Raw genomic sequence first — 25,186 nt, 5'->3', positions numbered from 1 at the left:
TCTGTTTATTCCTTATTACTAACTTGAGCTGACGATGTGTTCGCATAAAAAACGGGATTTTCTAATTGCTGCTGCACGATATAGCGTGGCCGACCTTTAACTTCTTCGTAAATTTTCTCAATATAAATACCAATAATTCCGACCGACAGCATCAGTGCTCCGCCAATCACTAACTGCAATGCAATCACTGTTGTAAAACCATCCGCAGCGTAGCCCAACGCTTTCATAATAAATGTTTGGCAAAGTAAAACAAAAAATGCCAATAAGAGTGCAGCGCCCATAAACGCCGAAGCATAAAGTGGCGCAGCAGTATATGAAGTAACCCCTTGAACCGCTAATTTGACTAAATTAGTAAATGACCATTTTGATGTGCCCATTTCTCGTTCAGCCACCTCAAACTCAACTTGAGTACGCTGAAAACCAATCCAAGATGACATACCACGAAAAAATGTTTGCTTTTCAGGCATCGCTTGCCAAGCCATTAAAGCATTACGATCTAACAAACGAAAATCAGAAGCATTATTTAAATCAATACCTGATGTCGTTTGTAATACCTTATAAAATAGACCTGCACTTAATTTGTAACTTAAACTTTCTTTTCCACGATTGCTTTTAACACCCTCAACGACCTCATAACCTTCATTCAGCCAAAGCTGATACATTTGCGGTATGATTTCGGGTGGATGCTGCATATCAGAATCAAGGCACACACAGCAGTCGCCTTTAACTAGGTTCAAGCCCGCACACAATGCACTTTCTTTACCAAAATTCCGGCTCAACTTAATGGCTTTTACACCTGCCATCGTGTTCACACAGGATTGAATTTCTGCCCATGAATGATCTGTAGAGCCATCATCAATCAAAATAATTTCATGAGGGATGCCGGAGTCTGTTAGCACTCGATCAACACGCTGCACACTCTGTTTAATCATAAGCCCTTCATTAAAAACAGGAATGACCGCGGATAAAATATTATTATTATTTTTCATTAACAACTCCAGCAGCTTTAAAAATGAAATAACTGTAAATGAAATAATTCCAAAAAACGACAAGGACTTGCATCACTAACTTTGCAATCGAAGCATTACCGTTTAACATTTCTGATAGGGGATAAATCGCCCAACTGGAAACCAAGATATTAAAAATCAATAACAATGTTGTATATACAAATTGAGACTGCGTGCGGCCATCAGCTTGAAATGCCCATTTCTTTTGCATAAAAAAACCCCACACAAACCCCGAAAGAATACCAAGGGTATTGGCAATCGATATTGCATGAAAAGGAATCATTGTAGAAGAATAAGAAATAGCCAACAGCAATTTGAAACACACAAAAAACACAGAAAAATCGAGTACTGCAGCACTACCACCAATTAATCCATAACGAATAAATTTAGCCCCGCCATGATGGGAGTCTTTAATGAAATATAAAGAATCAAGCAGCCACTGCATTATTCGACTCACTTTAAATAAATTACTTCAGTGCCGATGATTGCGTCAGAGCACTTGCCGACTTTGGATGACGAAAAGCCCACCAATGGCTACCGCTAAAATTCCACAGCAAACCAATCGCTGTCGTGAGTAATTGCGCGAGCCAATAGCCCCAATGCCAATGACCAACAAAGAGCGCCATCAGGCCGGTATTGATACACCAGCCGATTCCGGTGATAGTGTAAAACTTGGCGACTGCGGCACGGTGCGATTGCTGCGTCTCATGGCTTTTAAAAGTCACAAAGAAATTCAGCAAATAATTAGCGACAGAGCCTAATGCGTAACCAATTCCCGATGCTACGGCCGCTTTCATTGCCAAATGCTCAACGCCCAACCACAACACCAAATATTGAATGCCCGTGCCGCATACGCCTACGGCGGCAAAGGTCAGGAATTTTTTGATAATCGGAGGCATGGCAAATCCATTAAAAACGGGGGATCACGAAAGGCACGAAAGAAATACAAAAAACACGAAAAAATTTAAACGCTCTAGTTACTTCAAATAAACCTTATTTCGTCATTTCAGCGAAGGCCGAAATCCAGCGACAATGCCCAATTAGAGCCAAGCTCTGGATACCGGCCTTCGCCGGTATGAGGGTTTAACTGAGAAGGCTAGTTTAATGATCGAGCTGAAGCGATTTTTTCGCCTTTCTTTCGTGCCCTTCATAATCCGTCGTGATCGAATTATTCTTCCGTCGGAAAGCCGATTTTATCTTGCACCACGTAGAGCGGACGGCGTTTGATTTCGTTGTAAATCCGGCCAATATATTCGCCCAAAATCCCGATACACATCAGCTGTACGCCGCCTAGGAACAAAATCGCCACCATGATTTCCGCCCAACCCGCCACCCAATCCGGCGTCGTTAAGCGCACATACAAAGTATTGATAATCCCCATCAGAGCAATAAAAGACGACAACAAGCCAATGCTAATCGACAATTGCAGGGGTTTGGTAGAGAACGACATAATGCCGTCGGTGGCAAAACGAATCATTTTGCGCAGCGGATATTTGCTCTCACCGGCAAAGCGCTCGGCGCGGCGGTACGGTAGCGCGACTTGTTTGAAACCCACCCAGCTCACCATGCCGCGAATAAATCGATCACGTTCTGGCATCGCTTTGAGCACATCAACGACCTTGCGATCCATCAAACGGAAATCGCCGGTATCGAGCGGAATCGGTACATCAGAGAGTTTATTCAGGACACGGTAGAAAGCACGCGCCGTAACCAGTTTGAATGCCGATTCACCCGGACGATCAACGCGAGTACCGTACACCACGTGATAACCCGCACGCCATAAGGCAATCATTTCAGTGACCACTTCAGGCGGATCTTGCAAATCGGCGTCAATCAACACCACCGCATCGCCGCTCGCCGCGTCGATCCCTGCTGTCACAGCAGTTTGGTGGCCGAAATTGCGCGCAAAGCCGACGATGCGGATTTCTGGATCCGCTGCTTGCGCCGCCATCAGTAATTCACGCGTGCGATCTTTACTGCCGTCATCAACAAAAATGAATTCGCAATCCATGTCGGTGACCATCGCACGGAAATCACGCAAGCGTTTCAGCGTTTCGCCTATCACTTCTTCTTCGTTGTAACACGGGATTACCACTGATAAACGTTGTTGCATTTCCTCTCTCCATCCATGCGCTCATAGCAGAACACTGAAAAACTACTTCGAACCTCGAAATCTGCGTTAAAAAATGGCTCAAAATCCTCATTTACAACTGTAAACTGCGGTTTTTCGCCATTTTTTGCCTTGCCTTCGAGCTTCTCGCTACGTTTTTCAATGCCCTACTGCAACCGCCAACCGCTGGGGTTGTTTTAATTTTTTTTGTAGTCACGTCGGTCTGGTTACAAAACCGATGAGGATCAACCTTACAGCATCAAGCTCAGCTTGGAAACCCCGCCCAATGGGCTATTTCACAAAGCAATTGGCTTTACTTGTTGCCCTGCAAAACGAGTGATGCAATTACACGACAAATCCAAGCAAATAAACGCTTTAGCGATTGCTGATATAGCAATAGCGTTGCTGCAATGCACTATTGCGCCTAGGCCGCAGCCAGATTGAGTTTGTAAGAAACATCGCCGACATACAGTCAATCCCGAATTGTGATGTAGATCGGCGTTTCTCTGGACGGAACTAGGCGTAAGGATTGAGAGCCGCTATAGTGCGCACTTCCCCAAGGTGTTGCTTGAGTACTCAATCATGTCGAATTTATCTGTACGAACGGTCTGGGCGCAGTGTTGTATTGCCATCTTATTGCTGATGCTGGCAATCACTGGCCGTGTCCATGCCACCACAGACACCGCCTTGGTGCGTAATGCCAGCGCCGAAGACGCCAGCCCATCAGGCGGCGCAGCCGGCTGGACTTTCGATCATTGGACTCAAGGCGACCCGCCCAGCACCGCGACACGCGATGAAACCGTGGCACGCAGCGGAAAGTCCTCACTCAAAATCAATCTACAACAAGGCGACGATGGCAAGCTCACGCAAGCGATCAAAGTTAAACCCGATACTTGGTATCGCGTATCCAGCTGGGTGAAGACCCAAGGCATACCCGCAGACACTAAAGTCGGCGCAAACATCAGCGTGGTTGATGCAATGGAATTTGCTGGCGACATTAAAGGCGATAGTGATTGGCAAGAAATCGTCGCTTGGGGAAAAACTGGTCCAGAGCAAACTGAAATCAAAATTGCAGTTCGGCTTGGTTTTTACGGCAGTTTAGCCACGGGCAGCGCTTGGTTTGACGATATTGCGCTGGTTCCAAGCGAGCCTGCTGCTGGCGCGAAAGTGATTAGCTTTATTTCGCCGCCACCAGCACCTGCCGCTGAAACACCCAGCGGAAAAGCCTCTTCCGCGCTAGTTTCTACGCTTGCCGTTGGCGTGACATTGAGCTTTTTGCTGCTCGCCGCATTTGCCATCAAGCAACGCAATACACTCAATCAACGTTTTGGCGCGATAGCCGATGGCATCACGCCGCTAGCGCAAACTTGGCCAGCGCTGGCTTTAATTGCCCTCGTGGTCTTGCTCAAAGCTTGGGGCGCAGGCTCAGTCACAGGTTACACGCAAGACGTTGGCACGTTTAGCGCGTGGGCCATCGATATGTATAGCCGTGGCTTTGCCGGTTTTTATATGCCCGGCTATTTTGCCGATTATCCACCGGGCTATATCACCGTGTTATGGCTGGTTGGCGGGATCTCTAATTGGTTTGGCATTCAGTACGGCACGCCGGGCTTTTTAGTGCTGCTGAAAATGCCAGCGATGCTAGCCGATATTGCGGGCGCAATCTTCCTCTTGAGCCTGGCGCGCAATAATCTGACTGAGCGTGCCTTAGCCTTGCTCGCCGCCTTGCTGTGGTTACTCAATCCTTTGGCGATTGTCACTTCGGCCTTCTGGGGACAAGTAGATAGCATTTTCACGCTCGTGTTGGCGGCCTCCTTCTTGATGCTCGAACGACGCCGTGTGATTTTGGCGGCAAGTTTATATGCCGTAGCGGTGTTATTTAAGCCACAAGCCCTGCTCGTCGGGCCGATTGCCTTGGTGGCCTTATTCTCATTGCGCGATATTCCGCTGCAACTGAAAGCTGTTGGCGCTGCGATTGGCACGTTCATTTTGCTATCGCTGCCGTTTACCATTTCGCGCGAACCAACTTGGATTTTCAGCCTGTATGCCGGCACGCTGGCCAGCTACAACTACCTAACTTTGAATGCGTTTAACCTGTACGCGCTGCTCGGCCAAAACTGGTTGCCGAATGAAACACTATTTATCGGCTTGCAAGTAAGCACTTGGGCTTGGGTGCTGACTTTATCGGCGCTGGGCGCGGTGATTTACGGCATCATCAAAAGCAATCAAGGCGGGCATAAAGTCGGGAGCTATCTGTTTGGTGCGTTTGCGATTTACCTGCTGTTTTTCGTGCTCGGGCCAAAAATGCACGAGCGCTATTTATTCCCAGCGGCGTTTATTGGCTTTACCGCCTTCTTGCTGATTCGCGATAAACGCGTGCTGTGGCTGGCGATTGGCGCAAGCTTAACGACGTTTATCAACACGCTCATCACGCTGGATATGATGACGCGCTTGCAAAGCTCCTTGGTTGAAAACAGCAATGTGTTTTTGTGGATAGGCTCGCTGGCGAACGTCATTTTGCTGATTCAAACCTTCCGCGTGGGCTACGATATTTTCTTGCGCGGCAATATCCAGCTTTTGCCTGATTCGGCAGCAGCAACGCCACTATCCGCAGAACAATTATCAGCAAAACCGGCCAACCTCATCCCTAGCGATACGCCGCTGGCGAAAGTCAGCAAAAACGCGTGGATCGCGCTGGCGACAATTTGCGTGCTGTACTCGATTGCTGCGTTTACTTATCTGGGTAATTTTGCGTCACCACAAAAATTCTGGAATCCACCCGCCGCTGGAGACTGGGCAGTATATGACCTGGGTTCAACGCAGACGGTGTCTACAGTCCAATACCACCATGGTTTAGGCACAGGTGAATATGCACTGGCTTGGTCAAACGATGGGCAGACTTGGGTTGATGGCAAAGGCATTATTGTCGACAACCGCTTTGCCGAATTCCGCTGGCGCAAAGTGGATGCCAATGTCGCTGCGCGCTATTTCAAAGTGGGCTTAAGCACCGGTTCATTGCAAATGAATGAACTGGCACTGCTCGATGCGCAAGGCCAAGTGTTGCCAGTCAAACAAATCAGCGGCCCCGATGAAGCGGCCGCGCTGTTTGATGAGCAAGACAAATTTGAATCACCCTCCACCGCCTTTAACGGCATGTATTTTGACGAGGTGTATCACGCGCACAGTGCTTGGGAAATGTACCAAGGCATCGACGCGACCGAAAATACGCATCCACCCCTGGGCAAAATCATTATCGGTATCGGTATTGCGCTATTTGGTATGAACCCGTTTGGTTTCCGCTTTATGGGTGTGACCTTTGGTATTTTGATGTTGCCGGTATTCTTCTGCCTATCACGCCGCCTGTTCCGCTCGGACAATTTCGCGCTATTGGCCACCGCTTTCTTGGCCGTCGATTTCATGCATTTCACGCAAACGCGGATTGCCACGATTGATACCTATGGCGTGTTCTTTATTTTGGTCAGCTCGTACTGGATGCTGCGCTTTATGCAAAGCGAGCCAGTGCAAAATGGCTGGAAAACTGATGTGAAATCGCTGCTGCTGTGCGGCATGATGTTTGGTCTGGGCGCGGCGAGTAAATGGATTGTGCTGTACCACGGAGTGGGCTTAGCGGCGCTGTATTGCTGGAATCTATGGCGACAAGCGCAAGTCGCCAAAGCACAAGGCCCGCTCATGCCCGATCAACGCGGCTATGCGCAGTGGGTAACGCAAACTGTATTGGTGTCGATTGTCGCGTTTATCGTGATTCCGGCGCTGATCTATACCGCCGCCTACATCCCGTTAATGCAAGCGACGGGCCAAGGTTTATCGGGCATGTTTGCCAATCAATCAAGCATGTTGGCCTATCACAGCCAATTGAAAGCCACGCATCCGTTTAGCTCGTTCTGGTATGAATGGCCGACGATGGTGAAACCGATGTGGTATTACGGCGGCAGCGAATGGGCTGGCCCGCTCAAAGCCTCGACGATTAGCGCCTTTGGTAATCCAATCACTTGGTATTTGGGTACGCTGGCATTTATCTTTGCGCTGGCTTGGCGCGCCGTATTGGCCGGATCAAAAGCAACAGTTGAACGCTTTAATGTGAGCGACAGCCAAAAACTCGCACTGGGCTTTATTTTAATCGCAGGCTTGGCGCAATTTCTGCCATGGGCGGTGATCCCCCGCAAATTAGTGTTTATCTACCATTTCTTTGCATCGGTGCCGTTTATTATTCTGGCGCTGGTGTGGTGGCTGCAACGTCTGCAAATTTACAATCCAGATCGCAAATGGGCGCAATACTTGCCGTGGGGCTTATTTAGCGTCGCCCTCGTGCTGTTTATCGCCTACTTCCCCGCCATCAGCGGCCTACCCGTACCGCGCGGCTGGTTGGAATTTATGAATAAAGGGCCAGTGATTTTGTATTTCTAAGCGTAGTTCACCCAATAAAAAAACGACCTTCGGGTCGTTTTTTTATTAACCAACTAACTACAACAGGTATTGCCATCTAAGCATTACAAATAAAAGCCTACATCAATATACCCATTACTAAAATTAGCTAATCTCGCTAAACCAGCGATTGCACAAACCGCGAAACCGATGCATTGGACACGACCGCATCTTGCGTATTGAGGCTCCATACCAGGCGATTACGCCCCGCATGCTTGGCCCTATAAAGCAATTGATCGGCCTCAATGAGTAGCGATTCGAGTGGTTGCGCAAATGAGCGCTCAGCCACACCGCCGCTAATGGTGATTGAACACTGTGGAGACTCAAAAGCGCAGTTTCGCACTGCCGCTAGGATTTTTTCGCCCACCACAATAGCTTGCGCTAAAGCGGTATCCGGCAAGAGCAGCACAAATTCCTCGCCGCCCCAGCGCGCTAGCAAATCACTACTGCGTAATAAATCTTTGCTCAATGCGGCTACTTTCTGGATTACATCATCACCCGCCGCATGGCCAAACCGATCATTAATCGATTTAAAGTGATCGATATCCAAAAACAGCAGCGAGAGCGGGCGACCTGAACGATCAGCACTTGCAATCGCTTTAGCCGCTTCGGCTTCAAAAGCGCGGCGATTATAAATTCCCGCCAATGGATCTTCGGTTGCCAGCCGCGCCAATTCACGATTTGCCTGTTCAAGCAGCACCGTGCGGCTGCTGACTATCGCCTCCAAGCTTTCATTGGCTTTATGCAACTGAGCTTCATGCTCTTGCATCGCTCGCAAATTGGAAACCAGCGTCGACACATCGCTCAAAATCGTTAAAATTCGCGCACTGCCATCAGGCGCAAAAAACGTCTTAAATGCTGAATGCACAAACAGCACTCGACCATCTTGATGCTGAACCCGCCATTCCGTCGGAGCAGACTCATCCTGCTCCAAAGCCATCCTCAAAATCTCAGGTTCTAAAGCCTTGTCTTCCGCCAGCAAAGTAATGCCAAAAGTGCGGCCAATCAGCTCTTCACGGCAAAAACCGAAAATTCGGCAATATGCATCGTTCACCCGCAAATAACGCCCTTTTTCATCCGCAATGGCAATGCCCGACGGAGAAATATCGAATAATGCAGCAAGTATCTCAAATGAAATCAAGGCGTCGGTAGGCATAGTTTACCAATACTAGCGATAGGGTCTTTTCCGATTGTCGCATGTTTTTCTTACAATGAATGTCGTTTTAAAGAAAAGATAAAGCAATTGCACACGCCGCGCGCAATCGATTACAGCAAAACCTCGGATTAAGCCGTTCGCCCAGCCGAAATGCCTTGCCCAAAAGCACACGATACGGTGAAATCGGCGCCATGACTTTCCAATGCCGCCCTCTTTGCGCCGCCTGCTGCACCGCGCCGTCCATCTCTAGTCCGATACCTGGCATGCCAAATGGCAAGCCCGCTGGCGTCGCCTGTATTCAGCTCGATGAAAAACTCAGCTGTAAAATCTTCGGCCAGCCCGAGCGCCCTGCCGTTTGTGCGGGATTAAAGCCTTCGTTTGAGATGTGCGGTAATTCCAAGACAGAAGCGATGCTTTATTTGACGCAGCTTGAGATCATGACAGCACCTCAAGTTTTTTGATTGAACTGCATCGGCGTAAACGAGCACAATCCAAGCATCGGTATTGATATAGCACTGATGTATTGCCACACAAGCCTTTAAAATAAAAGGGCATAGACAAATACATCAAGCTAAAATTTGAATATTGCCTAAGAATTCGATATCAACTCAAAGCCAAATAAGTAAGTAGCCACTACGCAATGCGCTTAATAACAACGCAAAGTCGAGCTGCGCTCCTGACGAATCGACTCGGAGTGCTCACGGCCATTGCAACTAAAAACAATATTGGCGTATTTCACATGACCCACGGCAGGATCGCCGCACCAGCTATCGTTTGACGCAAAGTTAAATGTTTTTTTGCCATTCGCCTGATGCGCCAATTTACGAGTTAAATCACAAGAGCCGCCGCGATCCGTACCATAAACTGCTGAGATAATCCGAATACCCCGCTCCCAGTGGTTGCCACCGCCGCCCATATTACCGCCGCCGTTATTCATCATCTGCACTGCCTCACGAAAACCATCGCGAAATCCATCCTGATATTGCGAGCTACGGCCACGCATCATTTGCTCGGGGATTTGTGGATCAGCATGCACCAATGCGGGGGCGCTCAGCGCAAGGCCTAAAACAAGATTAAGTAGGGATTTCATGGCAATCTCCAGTCGGTAAGCCAACATCATAAAAGTAGAATGTTTTATGCTCTGTGATTTTTCTGACAAATCATCGCGCAAATAATACCAACATTGAAGACGATTTTTACGCATTCTTGCGGGAACTTTGTAAGCAATCATAAGCCACTGCAATGCTAAAGTGCCGTGGCTTATTAGAGAAGTGCGGACTATTTGCTGGCACTTACCGCCGTTACTTTGCGATCTAGCACGGTCAGATCAGGCAAGGTTTTGCACGCATCCGCTGCGACGATCCATTTTTCTGGCACAAACCAGCTTTTAGCAGCCGCATCAACATTGGCCCGAGTCAAAATCAACTCTGGCTTTGGATTCACCCAGCTTAAATCGCTATTATTCACCCAATGGAACATTTGTGAATAAGCATATCCAAACGGATATTTCGGGCCATTATCCAAGCCTTTTTGCATCAACTCATGCATAGACTTCAACTCGGCATCGGTGACCGAATTTTGGCTCAGTTTTCTTAATTCCTGCGCGGTGAGCACTAAAGCCTCTCCGCATTTTTCACGCGATACGCTGTAACTAATATCGAGCGTAGGACCATAGTAGGGCGACATTTCGCCAGCGCTATTCACGGCATAAGAATCCCCCGCTTGCTCGCGCAATGTCGTAAACAAGCGCTGTTTAATCACATCGTTTAAGCCTTCTTGCAGGAAGGCATTCTGGGTATTCGACCCTGAACCATCTAATGCAACGCTCCAGACCGTATACTTATCATCACGAAACGTAAATGTCTTTAGCGACTCTTTCAGACGTTCACTTAACACTGTGTTCGATAAAGATTGGACTTTCGGTTCAATTTTGGTCGGTAACAAGGACACTGCCGTTGGCCTCGCTGGCGGAATACTGGCGATATAGCGCTCCACCAAGTCTTTCATCTGCGACATGTCCGCAACGCCAGTTAAAACGATCCGCAACTGCGCTGGATTGCCATACAACTGGTCACGTAGCTCATTGAGTTTTTCAGTTGTAATCTCAAAGTCGGTCAGACTGCCCCAAACCCGATAAGGCCACGCAGCACCGTAGAGATTTTGCAAAAAGCCGGGGCCGTTAGGCCAATAAGCGGCATACGCTTGATCTGGCGTATTTTTTCGGGCTGCGTCATCACTGCGCGGCTCAGCAAGACCAAGGTAAATCAACTGCATCAAGGGTTTCAAAGAGCGCTCTGCAGCGACACCGCCAAAACCATGCTGGGCAGTTTCAAACATCGGTTGCAATTGCAGCTCTTCATTACGAATCGCTTGGCCAATCTCGGCAGCCGTCAAATTCCCAGCTCCCGCTGCCGCCATATACTTGGGCAAGATTTGCGAGACAAAGCGCCACTCTTTGGGCAAGGCCAATGCGCCTCCCGCAAAGCGTCCATTAATGCCAATGCGCTCGTCTGGCTGACGTTGCTGGCGAACTAAAACTTGCGCGCCGTTGCTCAACGTCCAAACGGTGACGCCATTTTCTGTTTTTGTCTGTACGACCTTGCCACGCGGTGGCTCTTTGGCCAGCAGCGGTTTTGCAACATGGGCGACCGGCGCTTGCAAAGTCTCTGTCTCCACTGCGGCGATCATCGCGTTCAATTTATCGTCATGCCAGCTGTAATAATCCTCATTTGCGGCCTTCGTCGTGGTCTTACCAATTAAAATGGCGACCTGATCGGGCGTAGTTAAGATTTGCTGTAGCGCGGCATTCACCGCTTGCGGCGTGATCATTGCCGGATCGAAAATCGATTTCTGCTCAGCGACATACAATTCAGGCACGCCCATTTTGGCCGAACTCGTTAAGCTATTGGCCCAAGTTTCATTCGATGCTGGAATATTCTTTATCGCCAACATGTACATATCGATGGCCTCGGTCACTTCAGCCGCAGTTAAGCCAAATTCGCGCGCACGGCGAATTTCTCGATACATCTGAGTGAGCGTGGCACCTGGATTTTGCTCCCTGACTGCAGCATATAAGGTCAAGTATGACTCGCGGCCGATACTGCCACTCCAGTCGGCCATCGACGCATTGGCAAACGGTTCATTTTCCAAGGTAGACATTTTGCTTAGCCGTTGCGACAAAGCCAGCATAGCCAGTTTTTGTAATTGAACCTGTCGTGCATCACTGATTGGCGGTTGCAAGAATCCCCAAGACACCGCCAACTCATCTTGCGGCCATGGATTGCCGCGATAGCTACGCACTTTAGGCGTTAAAGGTAAAGCAGGGTATTGGCTAGCTTGATCACCCATCGGCGCTTTGACAAACAGCGTTTTGATGGTTTGCTCGATGTTTTTTGGCACATCGCCAGCAATCACCAAAGTCATTTTTTGCGGCTGATACAGCTTGCGATACAGCGCCTCGATCCGCTCGGGCGACAAATCACGTACATTTTCCTCAAAGCCAATCGGCATATTTTCTAGATGCGGCGCATCAGGAATCAACACCGAATAAAAACTACGCCAATTGACTGTATCGACTTTACGTAGATTCATCTCATCGATCACCACTTGCCGCTCGGTTTTCAGCTCTTCGGGGTCAAACACAATCTTGCCATTGGCCCAATCGGCCATCAGCAGCAGGCCACGGTCTAAAGATTCACGCTTAAATTTGAAGAAATACGTCGTATTTTCATGTCCAGTAAAGGCATTACTGTCATTGCCCATGCGCATACCGTTGCTGGAATACAGCGCTTTGATTTCATCTTTACCGAAATTTTGGGTCTGCCGAAATGCCATATGTTCGATCAAATGCGCGATACCACGCTCATCTTTGTCTTCGCTGAGCGAGCCGCTATTGACCAGCAAGCGCAGCTCCACTTCGCTAGATTGACCCGCTTGCGGTGCAATCGGTTTGATCAAATAGCGCAAACCATTAGGCAATTGGCCTTGGATCACACTGGAATGCAGATGAGGAATCGGGGGCAGTTTTTCTGGTGCAGCAAAAACTGGATATGCCATTAGCAAGGTAAGAGATAGAAGCATTGTTTTTTTCATGACAGGCTCAAGACATTTTGACGCTGCATTATGCCAGATATAAAAAAGATAAAAGTTGAGGATTACTCAACTTTAAGTAGAAGATTGCATTACAAGACGCATTTCAAATGCGATGACTTACGAAAAATAACAACTCAACAACAAGAAAAAATAAAACATAGGTATATACACATAAGCCTTTAATATTAAAGAATACGTGAACATACCCATTAGTATTTCTAAGCTCTAACCCATTCACGCAAAATACATCTCCCGCAATCGCGCAACATAAGCGACCAGATTCGGCTGCGCTTGGGCAGCGTCTCGAAGAGATGAGGTGAAATTGGGGCTGAGGGCGGTGGCGATGAAGGCGAAGACGGTGGCATCTGCACCGCAGGGCGTGTCGCCGAGTAAGTAAGGTTTGTCGCCCAAAATGACGGCCACTGAACGCATCAGTTCTTGCGCCAGCCGCGCACGATCAACATCGCTCAGACGCGATGTACCTTGCGCGTGCAAAGCGGCGTTAAATCGCCGCCGCACCATCCAACTCACCACACCGCGCAGAGGCAGCGGGACTTTTCTGAACAGCTTCACCGTGCTGCTAGAAAAATTGCTATCGTCCGCCCAGCGCGCATACACGCCAAGCCAATAGCAATGATCTTCGAGCATTTTCTCAACAGCCCACGCTACAGCGAGTGCGTTAGCGTCGTAGCCACCCGAGAAATCAACACCATGCTGTTGCTCTAGATGCCAACGAATTCGGGTTGAATCAGCAATAACAGCAGCGCCGTCTTCTAGCCACGGCAATTTGCCATTCGGTGCGCCTTTTAGGCCGCTGTAGCGCATCTCAAACGGCAAGCCTGAAAGTTTCAGTAAAAGCTGCGCTTTAATCACAAATGGGCTGACATCGGGTAAACCAAAAGCAGGGCTAAAGCCATGTAACGTTAACATTGCAGTACCTTTCTTTTACAGAAAGCACCATTGTAGGGGATGACATTGGCAACGTCCACGTACGCGCCCAGCCCATTGCAAGGCTGCCGATTGAAGTGCAAAGCGGCCAATACGCACGGTGCAACTCGGCCAAATTGTGCTTAATACGCTGACTTGAATTCATGCCTTGAATTAAAGCAAGGTACAATCGGCGCTATCAAACTCGGACGGCTACTGTAATAAAGTAGATCGAACGCTTCATCGTGCAGCCTGTCAGATCCAAGCTGCTGCGCCTTCATTCCGACGATTACGATGGATTAAAACCAAGATGGAACACACTCTACGCCGCATGATGGACGCCAAAAGCGATCCACTCACTAGCCTCAAAGAACTAGTCGACGCACTGCGTCCCGGTAAAATCAGCGATACCGTTACCGCTATTAATAACACCCGCGCGCTATGCTATTTGCTAGAACAACACCCCGAATATCGCGCTGCGCTGCGCACACAATTATTTGCTTTATTGGGCACTACTCGCCAAGTTCAGCTCTATACCGATACCGGCATTTTATCCAATGAGAGTATTTCGACTGCAATCATTCGCCGGATTGGCTCCAAACTCTTACCACCGCCCGTTAAGCCTGAATATCTCAAAGATTTATTCGGGGTATTATTCCCCAACCATTATGATTACATATGGTTGAACGCCATACCCCAAGAGGTTTGGTTTGAAGTTGGTGCAGCAGCACATATTGAAGAACTCAACCCCATTGAAATCCCCACACATATTCGCTTGCAACAGCTGGAAGCGATTCAAGTGCTGTCTTGCCGATTGTCGGCGATTGGCCTTGAGCCAGAAATCGTTTTAAATCATCCTGATGTTGAACGATTTGAATCGCCGTTTGTGCGCTTAAATGCCGAAGTATTGAGCTATATCGAGCGCTATCGCGAAGACCTCACCGCCCGCCGTCCACCCGATGAAGATCATTTGCATATTCTGGTCTTGCTTGAGCAGTGCGAAACCATCATTGCCAAAGTCTGGAAACGTGCCGCCAAGAATGGCGCATCAGTGAGCCTGACTTATCATTTATTACGCTTAAAGCAGCATATTGATCGACTAAAAACACTATTTCAGTTGGTCGATTCCACACCCGAAGCCAAGCATTCTCCCGCTTTATTAGGCTTATTCCTTGAACTGGTTAAAGCCGAAAATCGCAAGTACAGCATTCGCGATGTACTTGCCGAAAACACCGAACTGCTGGCGCTACAAATCACCGAGCACGCCAGCCATACCGGCGAGCACTATATTTCGGAAACGCGCCGCGAATGGCTGCAAATGTTCCGCTCGGCCGCAGGTGCCGGTGTGATTGTCGGCTTTATGGCTTTGATCAAAATTTTATCGGCCAAAGCGCATTTACCGCCACTGCTCGAAGCCTTTGCATTCAGCATGAATTACGCACTGGGCTTTATGCTGATTCATATTCTGCACTTCACCGTGGCCACCAAGCAGCCGGCGATGACCGCAGCACGGATTGCCGCCGTACTCCCTTCGCTTGAAAACAAAAAAGTCGACACTTATGGCGAACTGGTCGACCTGATGGTCAAAGTCATCCGCACTCAATTTATCGCCATTATCGGTAATGTATTGCTGGCGATTCCGGTCGCGCTGGGGATTGCATGGTTCTGGTGGTATGAATTGGGCTATCACGTGGTCGACACCACCAAGGCCACCAAAATGCTGAGCGAATTACAGCCGATTACTGGCCATGCGCTGTTTTACGCGGCGATTGCGGGTTGCTGCCTGTTTTTAGCCGGTTTGATTTCAGGCTATTACGATAATAAATCGCTGTATAACCAAATCCCGCAACGCATTGCCGCACTGCCGCTACTGAATAAAATTTTCGGTGAAAACCGTAGCCGCCGCCTTGGCCAATATATCGAGCACAATCTGGGCGCGCTGGCGGGTAATTTCTATTTCGGGATTATGCTAGGGAGTATCGGCACCATCGGCTTTCTACTCGGGCTACCGCTCGATATACGCCACATTACTTTCTCTGCGGCCAACCTAGCTTATGCCGTCGTTGCCTTCGATTTCACGCTGGCGTGGCCGATTGTGGCATGGGGCGCAGCTTGCGTTGCGATGATAGGAGCGACCAATTTATTTGTTAGTTTCACTTTGGCGCTATGGGTCGCGATGCGCTCGCGTAAACGCCATCTGCGCGAGTTACAACCGCTGTGGGGCAAATTCTGGCGCCGTGCACTGAGCAGACCGCTTGATTTGTTTATCGCCCCCAAAACGGTTGCTATCGAGGACAAAAGCGCATGAGTTCTGCCGCACTCAACGAAATCATCGCCGATGCGCTAGCGGGCCCTGGCTGGATTGTGTTGCCTAATTTTCTGCCCGCTGAGGCGCTGGCTGAGTTGCAAAACTTAGCCAGCGTGCGGCAAGCGCAATTTGTCGCAGCTGGCGTAGGGCGTGAAGCAGCGCATCAAGTGCGCCAAGAGATTCGCGGCGATGCGGTGCTGTGGGTTGAAAACGATGATGCAGAGATGGCTGCGGCCAATCAGCGTATGAGCGACTTGCAGCAGCTGCTTAACCGAGAGCTGTATCTGGGCTTGGCTGAGCTGGAATGGCATTTTGCGCGCTATCCAATTGGCAGCTTTTACCGCCGCCATTTAGATCAACACCGCGATCAAGACACGCGCGTCGTCACCATCGTGCAATATCTAAATCACAATTGGGGCGAGGCCGACGGCGGGCAGTTGCGGATTTATCTGGACGCTGAAAACCACATCGATGTCACGCCGCATGGCGGCACTTTGGTGGTGTTTTTATCCAATCGATTTGAGCACGAAGTGCTGCCTGCACAGCGCGAACGCCTCTCGCTCACAGGCTGGTATCGCCGCCGCGCAAACTGACAAAGTGCACAGCGAATACGGCTCAGCAAGCGTAAAATAACAGAATTAAAAGAAAATCGACGAGCCTGCCATGTCTAAAACCTTATTCTGCCAGATCCTCTTGGGCGCCAGCCTGTTGCTCAGTGCCTGCAGCACCGCCCCCACCATCGACGGCACACCGGCTCGCCCAATCGCACAAGCGCGTAGCGGCCAGATTGAGCGAATTCACATGATAGCCGTGCAAGACAGTAGCGGCATTGGCAGTATTGCCGGTGGCGTGATCGGTGGTATTTTGGCCGGCAACCATATTGGAAACGGCAGTGGTAGCGCAATTAGCAGCGTATTTGGCGCGCTATTAGGTGGCTTTTTGGGTAATCAGATGGAGCGAGAACTCACACAAAAAACCGCGCAAGAACTAACGATAAGGATGCAAGACAACGGCGAGCGCTTGGTGATTGTGCAAGACATGCAACCGGCGTTTCAGATTGGGCAAAAAGTCGACGTCATCACCAACGGCCAAACAGCCCGCGTTCAAGCGCTCCCTATCCAGAAATAAAAAAGGCTTGCCACACGGCAAGCCTTCTACGGGTATATTGATATGAGCTTTCTCTAGCAATAGCTAGCGAACAATACCCATTAATACCCCAGTCGCTGACACACCGTCGATACCGCGCCTGCGGCATTCAAGGTATAGAAATGCAGGCCCGGTGCGCCGCCCGCTAACAGGCGATCTGATAGTTCTGTAACAAAATCCAAACCAAAAGCACGAATCGACGCGGTGTCGTCAGAATACGATTGCAAACGCAAACGCAACCAGCGCGGGATTTCTGCGCCGCACATATCCGAGAAACGCTGCAATTGGCTGTAGTTTTGAATTGGCATAATGCCCGGCACGATTGGGATATTCACACCGCGCCCTTGTACTTCATCGACAAAACGGAAGTAGGCATCGGCATTAAAGAAATACTGCGTAATCGCCGAATTCGCACCCGCGTTCACTTTATTCACAAAGTTGCGAATATCAGCTTCGGCGTTGGGCGATTGCGGATGAAATTCTGGATAAGCGGCGACTTCGATATGAAACCAATCGCCAAATTCATTGCGTAAAAAAGTGACCAATTCATTGGCGTAACGAAACTCACCAAACTCGCCCATACCCGATGGAATATCGCCGCGCAGCGCGACAATATGCTTGATACCGTGATCTTTATATTGCTGCACCACAGCGCGAATATTCTCTTTGGTCGAACCAACGCAAGATAAATGCGGTGCAGCCGAATGACCAGCGGCTTGAATATCTACCACGGCGCGCAAAGTGCCTTCTTGCGTTGTGCCGCCCGCGCCAAACGTTACCGAGAAAAATTCAGGGTTAAATTGCGCGAGTTGCCTGCGCGTTGTCGCCAATTTAGCCGCACCTTCGTCGGTTTTTGGCGGGAAAAATTCAAAACTAATCGGACGCAAAGGATGGGTCATAGCGCGGCAACTTATTCACAATCACAAAGAAGTGAATGTTACCACTCCACAGCCCGCTTTGGCATGAGCGCAATTCATACCCACAATAAATCCAATTCAATCAGCCACCACTTGTCTGGATAAACCACATTTGACCAGCAAGGTTTTTACTTCGTAAGAAAAGCAGATAAGATCGCGTGAGACCTGAACATTCGATTCAGGCCAAACGCGGCAGACCCTGTCGCCGCAAACTAATAAGAGGAAGAGACGACAATGGCAAAATCACGCTCAAATAAAACTCGCTTAGCCGCCCTACTCGGCGGCCTGCTGCTCGCTGCAGGCGTTCACGCAGCGGCTTGGCAAGAAGACACGACGTATCAAGTCAATACCGTTGTTGATTACAACGGCAAAACCTATAGCGCTTTGGTTACCCATACTGCCTATGCGGGCGCAGGCTGGAACCCAGCTTCTACGCCAACATTATGGAAAGAAACGGGAACCAGCAGCGCGACACCGTCACCAACGCCGACATTTACAGCGCCACCAGTATGCCCAATCAGAACACCATCTCAGTACGGCTACTGGAAAATAATAGATTCAGTGACCTGCGCTACAGAATGGGTCGTTACCGGCACAGCAACGCCTCCTCCAACACCAACACCAACGCCAACCGCCACAGCAACACCTGTAGCTGGTATACCAGCATGGAACGCCGCCACCGTGTATAACGGCGGCGCTCGTGTTAGCGTCGGTAGCGCTGTATATGAAGCAAAATGGTGGACGCAAGGCAATGTACCGGGCGCGGATCAATGGGGACCGTGGAAATTGGTTTCTGGCACAGCCGTAACGCCGACACCAACAGCAACTGCTACGCCAATCGTAGTCACGCCAACACCATCGGCATCTGCTTGCCCAAGCTTGCCAACCTTGATGCCTCCTCCTGCCGGATACACTTACGAGGCGATTAAAGACGCCTCTGGTTGCACGATAGGCTGGAAACAAATTTTAATCGCAACGCCAACCCCAACTGCGACTGCGACACCAACTGCAACACCTTCAACTACGCCAACACCAAGCACCACGCCAAGCACTGGCTTGCTGCCAAAACACGTGGTGGTCGGTTACTGGCACAACTTTGATAATGGTTCTGGCGTGATGCGTTTGAAAGACGTGCCGGCTGAATACAACATTATCAATGTGTCGTTTGTTGAAGGCGATCAAGCCGCGCCAAAAGGCACGGCTGCGTTTGTGCTGGATAAATTGTTTAATGAAGCTGAATTCATAGCCGACATTAAACTCAAGCAATCACAAGGCACCAAAGTATTGGTGTCCTTGGGCGGCGCGAATGGCGTGATCGTCATTGATTCGCTTGAAGCCCGTGAGCGCTTTATCAAAACCCTAGGCGACATCATCGCGAAATACGGTTTCGATGGCCTTGATTTGGATATGGAAAACAATCTCACCATCACCGCGAGCGATGATTTCCGTAAACCAGTGACACCGCAAATCGTCAATATCATTGCCGGCGTGAAAGCCATCAAAGCACGCTTTGGTGACAAATTCATCCTGACGATGGCGCCAGAAGTGAACTACGTGCAAGGTGGCTACGGCTACTATGGCGGCACATGGGGCGGCTACTTGCCTATCATCCACGGCCTGCGTGATGACCTGAATATGCTGCACGTTCAGCATTACAACACCGGCAGTATCAATGCACCGGACGGCAAAATCTACGCGCAAAGCACCATCGATTTCCAAGTGGCGATGAGCGATATGTTGTTGTCTGGCTTTAATCTGGGCGGCGACGTGAGCAAACCATTCCCACCATTGCGCGCCGATCAAGTTGGCTTTGGCTTGCCATCAACCGCAGGCGCCGCGCCATCGGGCGGCTACTTGTCGATTGCCGACACGCAAAAAGCGCTAGATTGCATTATGAAATTGCAAAACTGCGGCACTTACAAACCAGCAAAAGCACAACCTGATTTCCGCGGCATTATGACGTGGTCAATCAACTGGGACAGCAAACAAGCTTACCAATTTGCAAAAAGCCACAGCGCTTACTTTGCAAAATAATCTAAGCGAGTAAACGCAAAATGGCGACACTGCGGTGTCGCCATTTTTTATGGTATAAAAAATACAAACAACAAACGAGGCGAAAGTATCCGCCGATTTGGCTTTATTCAGTTTCTAGGGAGAATCGCAATGCAACTTTCTACTCAGCAAATCATCGAGCAATGTGCAGCAGCCTCCATGGACGGTAGCGCATATTTTCCTGATATCGTCAAAGCTCTGATTGGGGTCGGCGTCGAAGCCTATTGCGTCGATTATCGAGCAAACACAACGACTTATTATCTAGAAAATTCCGATACACATGCAATAGCGCTTGCCGCACCGAATACCACCATCCCCAAAGAATTCGACATCAGTGCTTTACAACAAGCCATCAAAGGCGCGCAAAGCGGCAAGGTGAAGTATCCCGAATTTCTCGCGCTTTCACGCGCAGCGGGCTGCGTGGCTTACACCGTGTGGCTGGCTGGTCAACATGTCAGTTACTACGGTCGACTAGGGCAAACCCACGTTGAACATTTTCCCGCCTAAACACGTTCTAAACCCCATCACGGCTTGTCTGAACTCAGTTTTTTAAACTCAGCAATCGCCGCTACCCGCGCGGCTTCCACTGCCGCAGCGATCTCCTTGGGATTGCTGCATTGCGCCGCGATGGCACCCGCATCGACCGCCGCTGCGGCAGCGCGCATTTGCAATAAATACGCGTGCTGCGGATAGTCGCACAGCTCAAATTGATAGCGGCCACGCGCATCAGCAAGGCAGGCATCGAGCAACTGCCTAAACCGCTCAGGACGGCGCAGCGCGTCGCAGCGCATGAGCAGCGCCAATACTGTTTCTGGCCGTAATTGCTGGGCGGTATGCACCAAGGTATGTTCACGGCAAGTCAGTACCGCGAGGTCTTTACAATCGCTAGGCACGCGTAAACGTTGGCACAGCGCCTCAACCAGCGGCACGCCGCGCGCTTCGTGCATGATGTGGCGCGGCAATACATCCTGCGGCGTTTTCGCTTTGCCCAAATCGTGGCATAGCGCGGCAAAGCGAGTCGCCAAAGGCCAACTTTGCGCGGCGGTGTAATCCAGCACCAGCATGACGTGCACGCCGGTATCGACTTCTGGATGGTAATCCGCACGCTGCGGCACGCCCCATAGCGCATCGATTTCGGGCGCAATTCGCGCCAAGGCGCCGCATTCACGCAAGATTTCAAACATCAAGCTGGGCTGATCTTCCATCAAGCCTTTGGCCATTTCTTGCCAAACGCGCTCGGCGACCAAATGATCGACTTCGCCATCGACGACCATTTTTCGCATCAAAGCCATCGTTTCTGGCGCAACGCTAAAACCAAAGCGCGCAGCAAAACGCGCCAAGCGCAAAATTCGGACGGGATCTTCCGCAAATGCGGGTGACACATGGCGCAACACTTTCGCAGCCAAATCCGCTTGCCCGCCATACGGGTCAATCAAGTTGCCGTGCTCATCTTCGGCAATCGCGTTGATCGTTAAATCACGGCGCAGCAAGTCTTCTTCGAGCGTGACATTGACGCTGGCATCCACTTCAAAGCCGGTATAGCCATGGCCGCTTTTGCGTTCAAGGCGTGCAAGCGCATACTCCTGATGGGTTTTCGGATGCAAAAACACGGGAAAATCTTTGCCAACGGCCTGATAGCCCAAATTGAGCATCTGCTGCGGCGTTGCGCCGACTACGACCCAATCGATGTCTTTGACGGGCAGTCCCAACAATCGATCTCGGACAGCACCACCGACGCGATAGACCTGCATATTCTTTCCTTAAAATGAAGAGTTACTTCAACTGAGCATAGAAGTCAGACTACAATCTGCTGATTATCCCCCAATTCTCTTTCAGGATGAACGTATGAAAATCGCAAATGATGTCACCGAACTGATCGGCCGCACGCCGCTGGTTAAACTCAACCGCGTAACGGAAGGCTGCGTCGCGACTTTGGTTGCCAAGCTCGAGTACATGAATCCATCGCATTCGGTGAAAGATCGGATTGCAGTCAGCATGATTGATGCGGCGGAAGCTGCGGGACAAATCAATGCTGACACGGTGATTGTTGAGCCGACGTCAGGTAATACCGGCATTGGTTTGGCGATGGTCTGCGCGGCACGCGGTTATAAATTGGTGCTGACGATGCCAGAAACAATGTCGAAAGAACGTCGTGCGCTCTTACGCGGTTATGGCGCTGAATTGATTTTAACGCCAGGCCCCGATGGTATGGGCGGCGCGATTGGCAAGGCCAAAGCTTTGACTGAAGAGCACAGCAATTACTTGCTACTGCAACAATTTGAAAATCCAGCCAATCCAGAAATTCACCGCAATACAACAGCAGTGGAATTATGGGAAGACACTGATGGCCAGATCGATATTTTGATTTCAGGTGTTGGCACGGGCGGCACGATTACCGGCGTGGCTGAAGTCATCAAAGCGAAAAAACCATCGTTCCAAGCGATTGCGATTGAACCCGATGCCAGCCCGGTGCTCAGTGGTGGCGCAAAAGGCCCGCATCCAATTCAAGGCATTGGCGCAGGTTTCGTTCCTGCGGTACTGAACACCGCGATTTACGATGAAGTGATTCGCGTGACCAACGACGACGCATTTGCGATGGCGCGCTTAATGGCGACGCAAGAAGGGATTTTGTGCGGAATTTCAGCGGGTGCTGCAACGTGGGCGGCGATTCAAGTGGCGAAACGCCCAGAAAACGCGGGCAAACTGATTGCGATCATCATCCCATCATTTGGTGAGCGTTACTTGTCGACTAAATTATTTGAAGGTTTGGCTGACTAATTAGATCAATGGGTATATGGACAAAAGCATTAATAAATAATGCCTACGTTCATATACCCAATTAATCAACAGAAGCTCTTTCCGCTTCATCACGCCAATTACTGATATCTCGAAACACCAAAACTGCGCCTAAAGTCCGATTCTCTTCATCGCGAATCCGCGCTGCACTTTCTTCGATTTGGAAATTCAAACCCAATTTATTGAGCAATACGCTGCGTCTTGCGCCTTGGTTATCGACGCCACCATGCAATGCAGCGGTGACTAAATTGGCCAGCGGCAAGCGCGTTTTGGCATCGACCGATTGGTAGACCGTACCCAAAGACTGGCCGCGCGCCATTTCAAGCTCCCAACCCAATAAGGCCGATGCGACCGGATTGATGTAATCAATTCGACCTTTGATATCCGTCGTTAACACACCATCGGCAATCGATTCGAGCGTCGCTTGCGCGCGTTGCTGCGCTTCGATCAACGCGACTTGTGCATTACGCATCGGCGTTACATTGCGCCCTGCACCACGATATCCGACAAATTCCCCTGCGGCATTAAACACGGGCCGCCCAGAAACACTGAAATAGAGGGTTTGATTATTTAAGTAAGCTTGATATTCAAAATCGCGATAGGGTTGTTTCGCCGCCAATACGGCGCGATGCGCTGCCCATTGCGCTTCACTTAAACCACCCGCTCCCAGCTCCCAACGACATTTGCCCATAAACACGGCGGGATTAATGTCTAATTCGGCAAAAAATCCGCCCGATACATGGGTAAAGCGCGCTTGGGCATCTTGCTCCCAAAACCAGTCACTCGAAATTTCTACCATTTCGGTAAGCCGGTCTAGTTTGTAGCGCAAATCAGCAATGCTGGCAGAGCCGATACTGATATCGCGGGCATGCAAGATTGTGCCTATCCAATTGAGATGGTCATCTCGCAGCGGTTTCAAAATCACATCGTAGTGCCGCGCCACACCATCGCGATCAGTATGGTTGATCGCTAATTGCACCGGCATGGCCAAGATGCCCAGCTCGCGCGCATCCAGCAATGCATCGCTCTGTCCCACAATGCTTTGCTCAGTCTGGCCAAAGCGATGCTCGGCGACTGCATTGGCATAGGTGATTTTCCCGGCCGTGTCGCGCAGCACCAGCGGATCACTGACCGCCTCAAGAATGGCGTGATTTTGCCGCTCATGCGCCAAACGATGCTGCATTTCCTGCTGTGCTGCCGTGTCGGCTTGCTGTAATACAAAAGAGCGGCGATACACATAATGAATCAACATCGCCAGCAGCACGCTCAGTAGTAAGCCGATCAGCGCCAGCAAAAGTAAGGTTTGATATTCGGCACTATTGATAGGCGGCCCCAGCGGGACAAACTCTAAACGCCATTGACGACCGAGTGCATTGATAAGCTGCGGCTCGAGTGGGCTTGCAGTCGCCGCAGCCCATTTCGCCGAGCTATACAGCGGCGCTTGATTAGGTTCACTGTGATCAAGCAGGCGCACGGCAAGGCCGGAAGCGTGGGCGGTACGTTCAGTATCGGCGAGTAATTCGCTGAGTTTCAGCCACATCACCACACTGCCTAAATAATTATTTCGCAGTGTTTCAACCGTTGGCCGCTCAAGTAGGCTCTGATAAATCGGCATATAAAAAGCATACGAGCCCGCCACAGCCGAGCCCCGAATTTGCATCGGCGCTCCCCAAGCCTGACCGCGATCACGCGCTTGTTCCAAATGGGCTTTTAAGCGCTGAACATTGCTTAGATCATCCCCCAGCCATTGCGCGGTGGTGCGATTGAGCGGACTGACCAGCTCTAGCACCTGCAGTTGCGTCCGCTGCGAATCTGCTGCCACAGCAAAATTTGAATAGTAAGCGGCTGCAAAGCTAGTATCGCTACGGTTTTTCGCAATGTATTGCTCAATATATTGCGATTCAACTGGACGTATAAAACCCATCGCCAGCACAGCAGGCGTGCGAATCGACAGATTACTATTGAGCACCAATTGATTAAATTGCTGGCGCGACAATTGAGGCTGAGCGATAAAAGCAGCCTGAATTGAATGCAGGCTTTCCTCCTGCAAAGCCAAGCGAGCCGCTAGTTGCTTCGCAATCGCAGCACTGCTGTCTTGCCAGCGAAGCTTGCCCGATGCCTGCATCTGGCTATACACCAGCCCCACGCAGGCTGCGGTCAGAAAAATGCCCAGTAGCAAAGCCAGTAAAGCAGCGGCAAATTGTCGGATGTTTTGCATAAAGACTCAGTTTG

At 50.0% G+C, this 25,186-nt stretch carries 19 protein-coding genes; 8 read left to right on the top strand and 11 right to left on the bottom strand.

Features of this window, described 5'->3' with window-relative positions:
• Positions 1-5: 5 nt before the first annotated feature.
• From Q320_RS18845 to Q320_RS0106795, 4 genes are all read right to left on the bottom strand, one after another.
• A complete protein-coding gene (locus Q320_RS18845; RefSeq protein WP_211251190.1) occupies positions 6-989 on the bottom strand; it encodes a glycosyltransferase family 2 protein in 984 nt (327 codons plus the stop codon).
• Entirely contained in the window at positions 979-1,452 is a 474-nt protein-coding gene (locus tag Q320_RS0106805; protein ID WP_027468384.1) for a GtrA family protein, read from the bottom strand. The genes Q320_RS18845 and Q320_RS0106805 overlap by 11 nt, the downstream gene beginning before the upstream one ends.
• 22 nt (positions 1,453-1,474) lie before the next feature.
• Positions 1,475-1,906 carry a GtrA family protein gene (locus Q320_RS0106800; protein WP_027468383.1) on the bottom strand — a complete coding sequence of 144 codons (432 nt, stop codon included), beginning with the start codon at positions 1,904-1,906 and terminating at the stop codon, positions 1,475-1,477.
• Between the two features lie 269 nt (positions 1,907-2,175).
• Positions 2,176-3,120 (bottom strand): glycosyltransferase family 2 protein, encoded by a 945-nt coding sequence (locus tag Q320_RS0106795; RefSeq protein WP_027468382.1) that lies wholly within the window; start codon positions 3,118-3,120, stop codon positions 2,176-2,178.
• A 579-nt stretch (positions 3,121-3,699) separates the two neighbouring features.
• Here Q320_RS0106795 and Q320_RS0106790 point away from each other — a divergent pair.
• On the top strand, positions 3,700-7,542 hold the full coding sequence (locus Q320_RS0106790; RefSeq protein ID WP_027468381.1) for a phospholipid carrier-dependent glycosyltransferase: 3,843 nt from the start codon (positions 3,700-3,702) through the stop codon (positions 7,540-7,542).
• Positions 7,543-7,678: 136 nt separating this feature from the next.
• On the opposite strand, the gene Q320_RS20685 is transcribed toward Q320_RS0106790, so the two are convergent.
• On the bottom strand, positions 7,679-8,716 hold the full coding sequence (locus Q320_RS20685) for a sensor domain-containing diguanylate cyclase (protein ID WP_051534542.1): 1,038 nt from the start codon (positions 8,714-8,716) through the stop codon (positions 7,679-7,681).
• A 191-nt stretch (positions 8,717-8,907) separates the two neighbouring features.
• Between Q320_RS20685 and Q320_RS18835 the strand changes: the two genes are divergently transcribed.
• Entirely contained in the window at positions 8,908-9,177 is a 270-nt protein-coding gene (locus tag Q320_RS18835; protein WP_035852874.1) for a YkgJ family cysteine cluster protein, read from the top strand.
• 185 nt (positions 9,178-9,362) lie between these two features.
• Here the strand turns inward: Q320_RS18835 and Q320_RS0106770 are convergent, their stop codons facing one another.
• From Q320_RS0106770 to Q320_RS0106760, 3 genes are all read right to left on the bottom strand, one after another.
• Entirely contained in the window at positions 9,363-9,806 is a 444-nt protein-coding gene (locus Q320_RS0106770; RefSeq protein ID WP_156939007.1) for a hypothetical protein, read from the bottom strand.
• Between the two features lie 188 nt (positions 9,807-9,994).
• Entirely contained in the window at positions 9,995-12,808 is a 2,814-nt protein-coding gene (locus Q320_RS0106765) for a M16 family metallopeptidase (protein ID WP_027468377.1), read from the bottom strand.
• Positions 12,809-13,042: 234 nt separating this feature from the next.
• Positions 13,043-13,738 (bottom strand): glutathione S-transferase C-terminal domain-containing protein, encoded by a 696-nt coding sequence (locus tag Q320_RS0106760; protein WP_027468376.1) that lies wholly within the window; start codon positions 13,736-13,738, stop codon positions 13,043-13,045.
• Between the two features lie 307 nt (positions 13,739-14,045).
• On the opposite strand from Q320_RS0106760, the gene Q320_RS0106755 reads away from it, so the two are divergent.
• From Q320_RS0106755 to Q320_RS0106745, 3 genes are all read left to right on the top strand, one after another.
• Positions 14,046-16,043 carry a site-specific recombinase gene (locus tag Q320_RS0106755; RefSeq protein WP_027468375.1) on the top strand — a complete coding sequence of 666 codons (1,998 nt, stop codon included), beginning with the start codon at positions 14,046-14,048 and terminating at the stop codon, positions 16,041-16,043.
• Entirely contained in the window at positions 16,040-16,636 is a 597-nt protein-coding gene (locus Q320_RS0106750) for a 2OG-Fe(II) oxygenase (RefSeq protein ID WP_027468374.1), read from the top strand. The genes Q320_RS0106755 and Q320_RS0106750 overlap by 4 nt, the downstream gene beginning before the upstream one ends.
• A 70-nt stretch (positions 16,637-16,706) precedes the next feature.
• Positions 16,707-17,171 carry an outer membrane lipoprotein gene (locus Q320_RS0106745; RefSeq protein WP_051534541.1) on the top strand — a complete coding sequence of 155 codons (465 nt, stop codon included), beginning with the start codon at positions 16,707-16,709 and terminating at the stop codon, positions 17,169-17,171.
• A gap of 80 nt (positions 17,172-17,251) precedes the next feature.
• Here Q320_RS0106745 and metF read toward each other — a convergent pair whose 3' ends face one another.
• A complete protein-coding gene (gene metF, locus Q320_RS0106740; protein ID WP_027468372.1) occupies positions 17,252-18,088 on the bottom strand; it encodes a methylenetetrahydrofolate reductase [NAD(P)H] in 837 nt (278 codons plus the stop codon).
• Between the two features lie 252 nt (positions 18,089-18,340).
• On the opposite strand from metF, the gene Q320_RS22115 reads away from it, so the two are divergent.
• Together Q320_RS22115 and Q320_RS0106730 are read left to right on the top strand one after the other, a co-directional pair.
• Positions 18,341-20,140 carry a chitinase gene (locus Q320_RS22115; protein WP_051534540.1) on the top strand — a complete coding sequence of 600 codons (1,800 nt, stop codon included), beginning with the start codon at positions 18,341-18,343 and terminating at the stop codon, positions 20,138-20,140.
• Between the two features lie 129 nt (positions 20,141-20,269).
• Positions 20,270-20,665: a DUF1398 family protein gene (locus tag Q320_RS0106730; RefSeq protein WP_027468371.1), complete on the top strand. Its 396-nt coding sequence runs from the start codon at positions 20,270-20,272 to the stop codon at positions 20,663-20,665.
• Positions 20,666-20,682: 17 nt separating this feature from the next.
• Here the strand turns inward: Q320_RS0106730 and Q320_RS0106725 are convergent, their stop codons facing one another.
• The gene (locus Q320_RS0106725) at positions 20,683-21,909 is read right to left on the bottom strand and encodes a multifunctional CCA addition/repair protein (RefSeq protein WP_027468370.1); all 1,227 of its coding nucleotides are present in this window, start codon (positions 21,907-21,909) and stop codon (positions 20,683-20,685) included.
• 94 nt (positions 21,910-22,003) lie between these two features.
• On the opposite strand from Q320_RS0106725, the gene cysK reads away from it, so the two are divergent.
• Positions 22,004-22,936 (top strand): cysteine synthase A, encoded by a 933-nt coding sequence (gene cysK / locus Q320_RS0106720; RefSeq protein ID WP_027468369.1) that lies wholly within the window; start codon positions 22,004-22,006, stop codon positions 22,934-22,936.
• Positions 22,937-22,997: 61 nt separating this feature from the next.
• Here the strand turns inward: cysK and Q320_RS0106715 are convergent, their stop codons facing one another.
• Entirely contained in the window at positions 22,998-25,172 is a 2,175-nt protein-coding gene (locus tag Q320_RS0106715) for a PAS domain-containing protein (RefSeq protein WP_027468368.1), read from the bottom strand.
• Positions 25,173-25,186: the final 14 nt, after the last annotated feature.

The sequence above is a fragment of the Deefgea rivuli DSM 18356 genome (assembly GCF_000620145.1).
GTDB classification, from domain to species: domain Bacteria; phylum Pseudomonadota; class Gammaproteobacteria; order Burkholderiales; family Chitinibacteraceae; genus Deefgea; species Deefgea rivuli.
Note: the sequence above shows the minus strand (reverse complement) of the source record. Positions and strands in the feature narration are given on the sequence as shown.

Excerpts from the sequence above, each read along its gene's own strand:
- Q320_RS0106795 (WP_027468382.1), bottom strand. The coding sequence starts at position 3,120 with ATGCAACAACGTTTATCAGTGGTAATCCCGTGTTACAACGAAGAAGAA.
- Q320_RS20685 (WP_051534542.1), bottom strand. The coding sequence starts at position 8,716 with ATGCCTACCGACGCCTTGATTTCATTTGAGATACTTGCTGCATTATTC.
- Q320_RS0106730 (WP_027468371.1), top strand. The coding sequence starts at position 20,270 with ATGCAACTTTCTACTCAGCAAATCATCGAGCAATGTGCAGCAGCCTCC.
- Q320_RS0106745 (WP_051534541.1), top strand. The coding sequence starts at position 16,707 with ATGTCTAAAACCTTATTCTGCCAGATCCTCTTGGGCGCCAGCCTGTTG.
- metF (WP_027468372.1), bottom strand. The coding sequence starts at position 18,088 with ATGACCCATCCTTTGCGTCCGATTAGTTTTGAATTTTTCCCGCCAAAA.
- Q320_RS0106770 (WP_156939007.1), bottom strand. The coding sequence starts at position 9,806 with ATGAAATCCCTACTTAATCTTGTTTTAGGCCTTGCGCTGAGCGCCCCC.
- Q320_RS0106805 (WP_027468384.1), bottom strand. The coding sequence starts at position 1,452 with ATGCAGTGGCTGCTTGATTCTTTATATTTCATTAAAGACTCCCATCAT.
- Q320_RS18845 (WP_211251190.1), bottom strand. The coding sequence starts at position 989 with ATGAAAAATAATAATAATATTTTATCCGCGGTCATTCCTGTTTTTAAT.
- Q320_RS0106790 (WP_027468381.1), top strand. The coding sequence starts at position 3,700 with ATGTCGAATTTATCTGTACGAACGGTCTGGGCGCAGTGTTGTATTGCC.
- Q320_RS0106755 (WP_027468375.1), top strand. The coding sequence starts at position 14,046 with ATGGAACACACTCTACGCCGCATGATGGACGCCAAAAGCGATCCACTC.
- Q320_RS0106715 (WP_027468368.1), bottom strand. The coding sequence starts at position 25,172 with ATGCAAAACATCCGACAATTTGCCGCTGCTTTACTGGCTTTGCTACTG.
- Q320_RS18835 (WP_035852874.1), top strand. The coding sequence starts at position 8,908 with ATGACTTTCCAATGCCGCCCTCTTTGCGCCGCCTGCTGCACCGCGCCG.
- Q320_RS0106725 (WP_027468370.1), bottom strand. The coding sequence starts at position 21,909 with ATGCAGGTCTATCGCGTCGGTGGTGCTGTCCGAGATCGATTGTTGGGA.
- Q320_RS0106760 (WP_027468376.1), bottom strand. The coding sequence starts at position 13,738 with ATGTTAACGTTACATGGCTTTAGCCCTGCTTTTGGTTTACCCGATGTC.
- Q320_RS22115 (WP_051534540.1), top strand. The coding sequence starts at position 18,341 with ATGGCAAAATCACGCTCAAATAAAACTCGCTTAGCCGCCCTACTCGGC.
- Q320_RS0106750 (WP_027468374.1), top strand. The coding sequence starts at position 16,040 with ATGAGTTCTGCCGCACTCAACGAAATCATCGCCGATGCGCTAGCGGGC.
- cysK (WP_027468369.1), top strand. The coding sequence starts at position 22,004 with ATGAAAATCGCAAATGATGTCACCGAACTGATCGGCCGCACGCCGCTG.
- Q320_RS0106765 (WP_027468377.1), bottom strand. The coding sequence starts at position 12,808 with ATGAAAAAAACAATGCTTCTATCTCTTACCTTGCTAATGGCATATCCA.
- Q320_RS0106800 (WP_027468383.1), bottom strand. The coding sequence starts at position 1,906 with ATGCCTCCGATTATCAAAAAATTCCTGACCTTTGCCGCCGTAGGCGTA.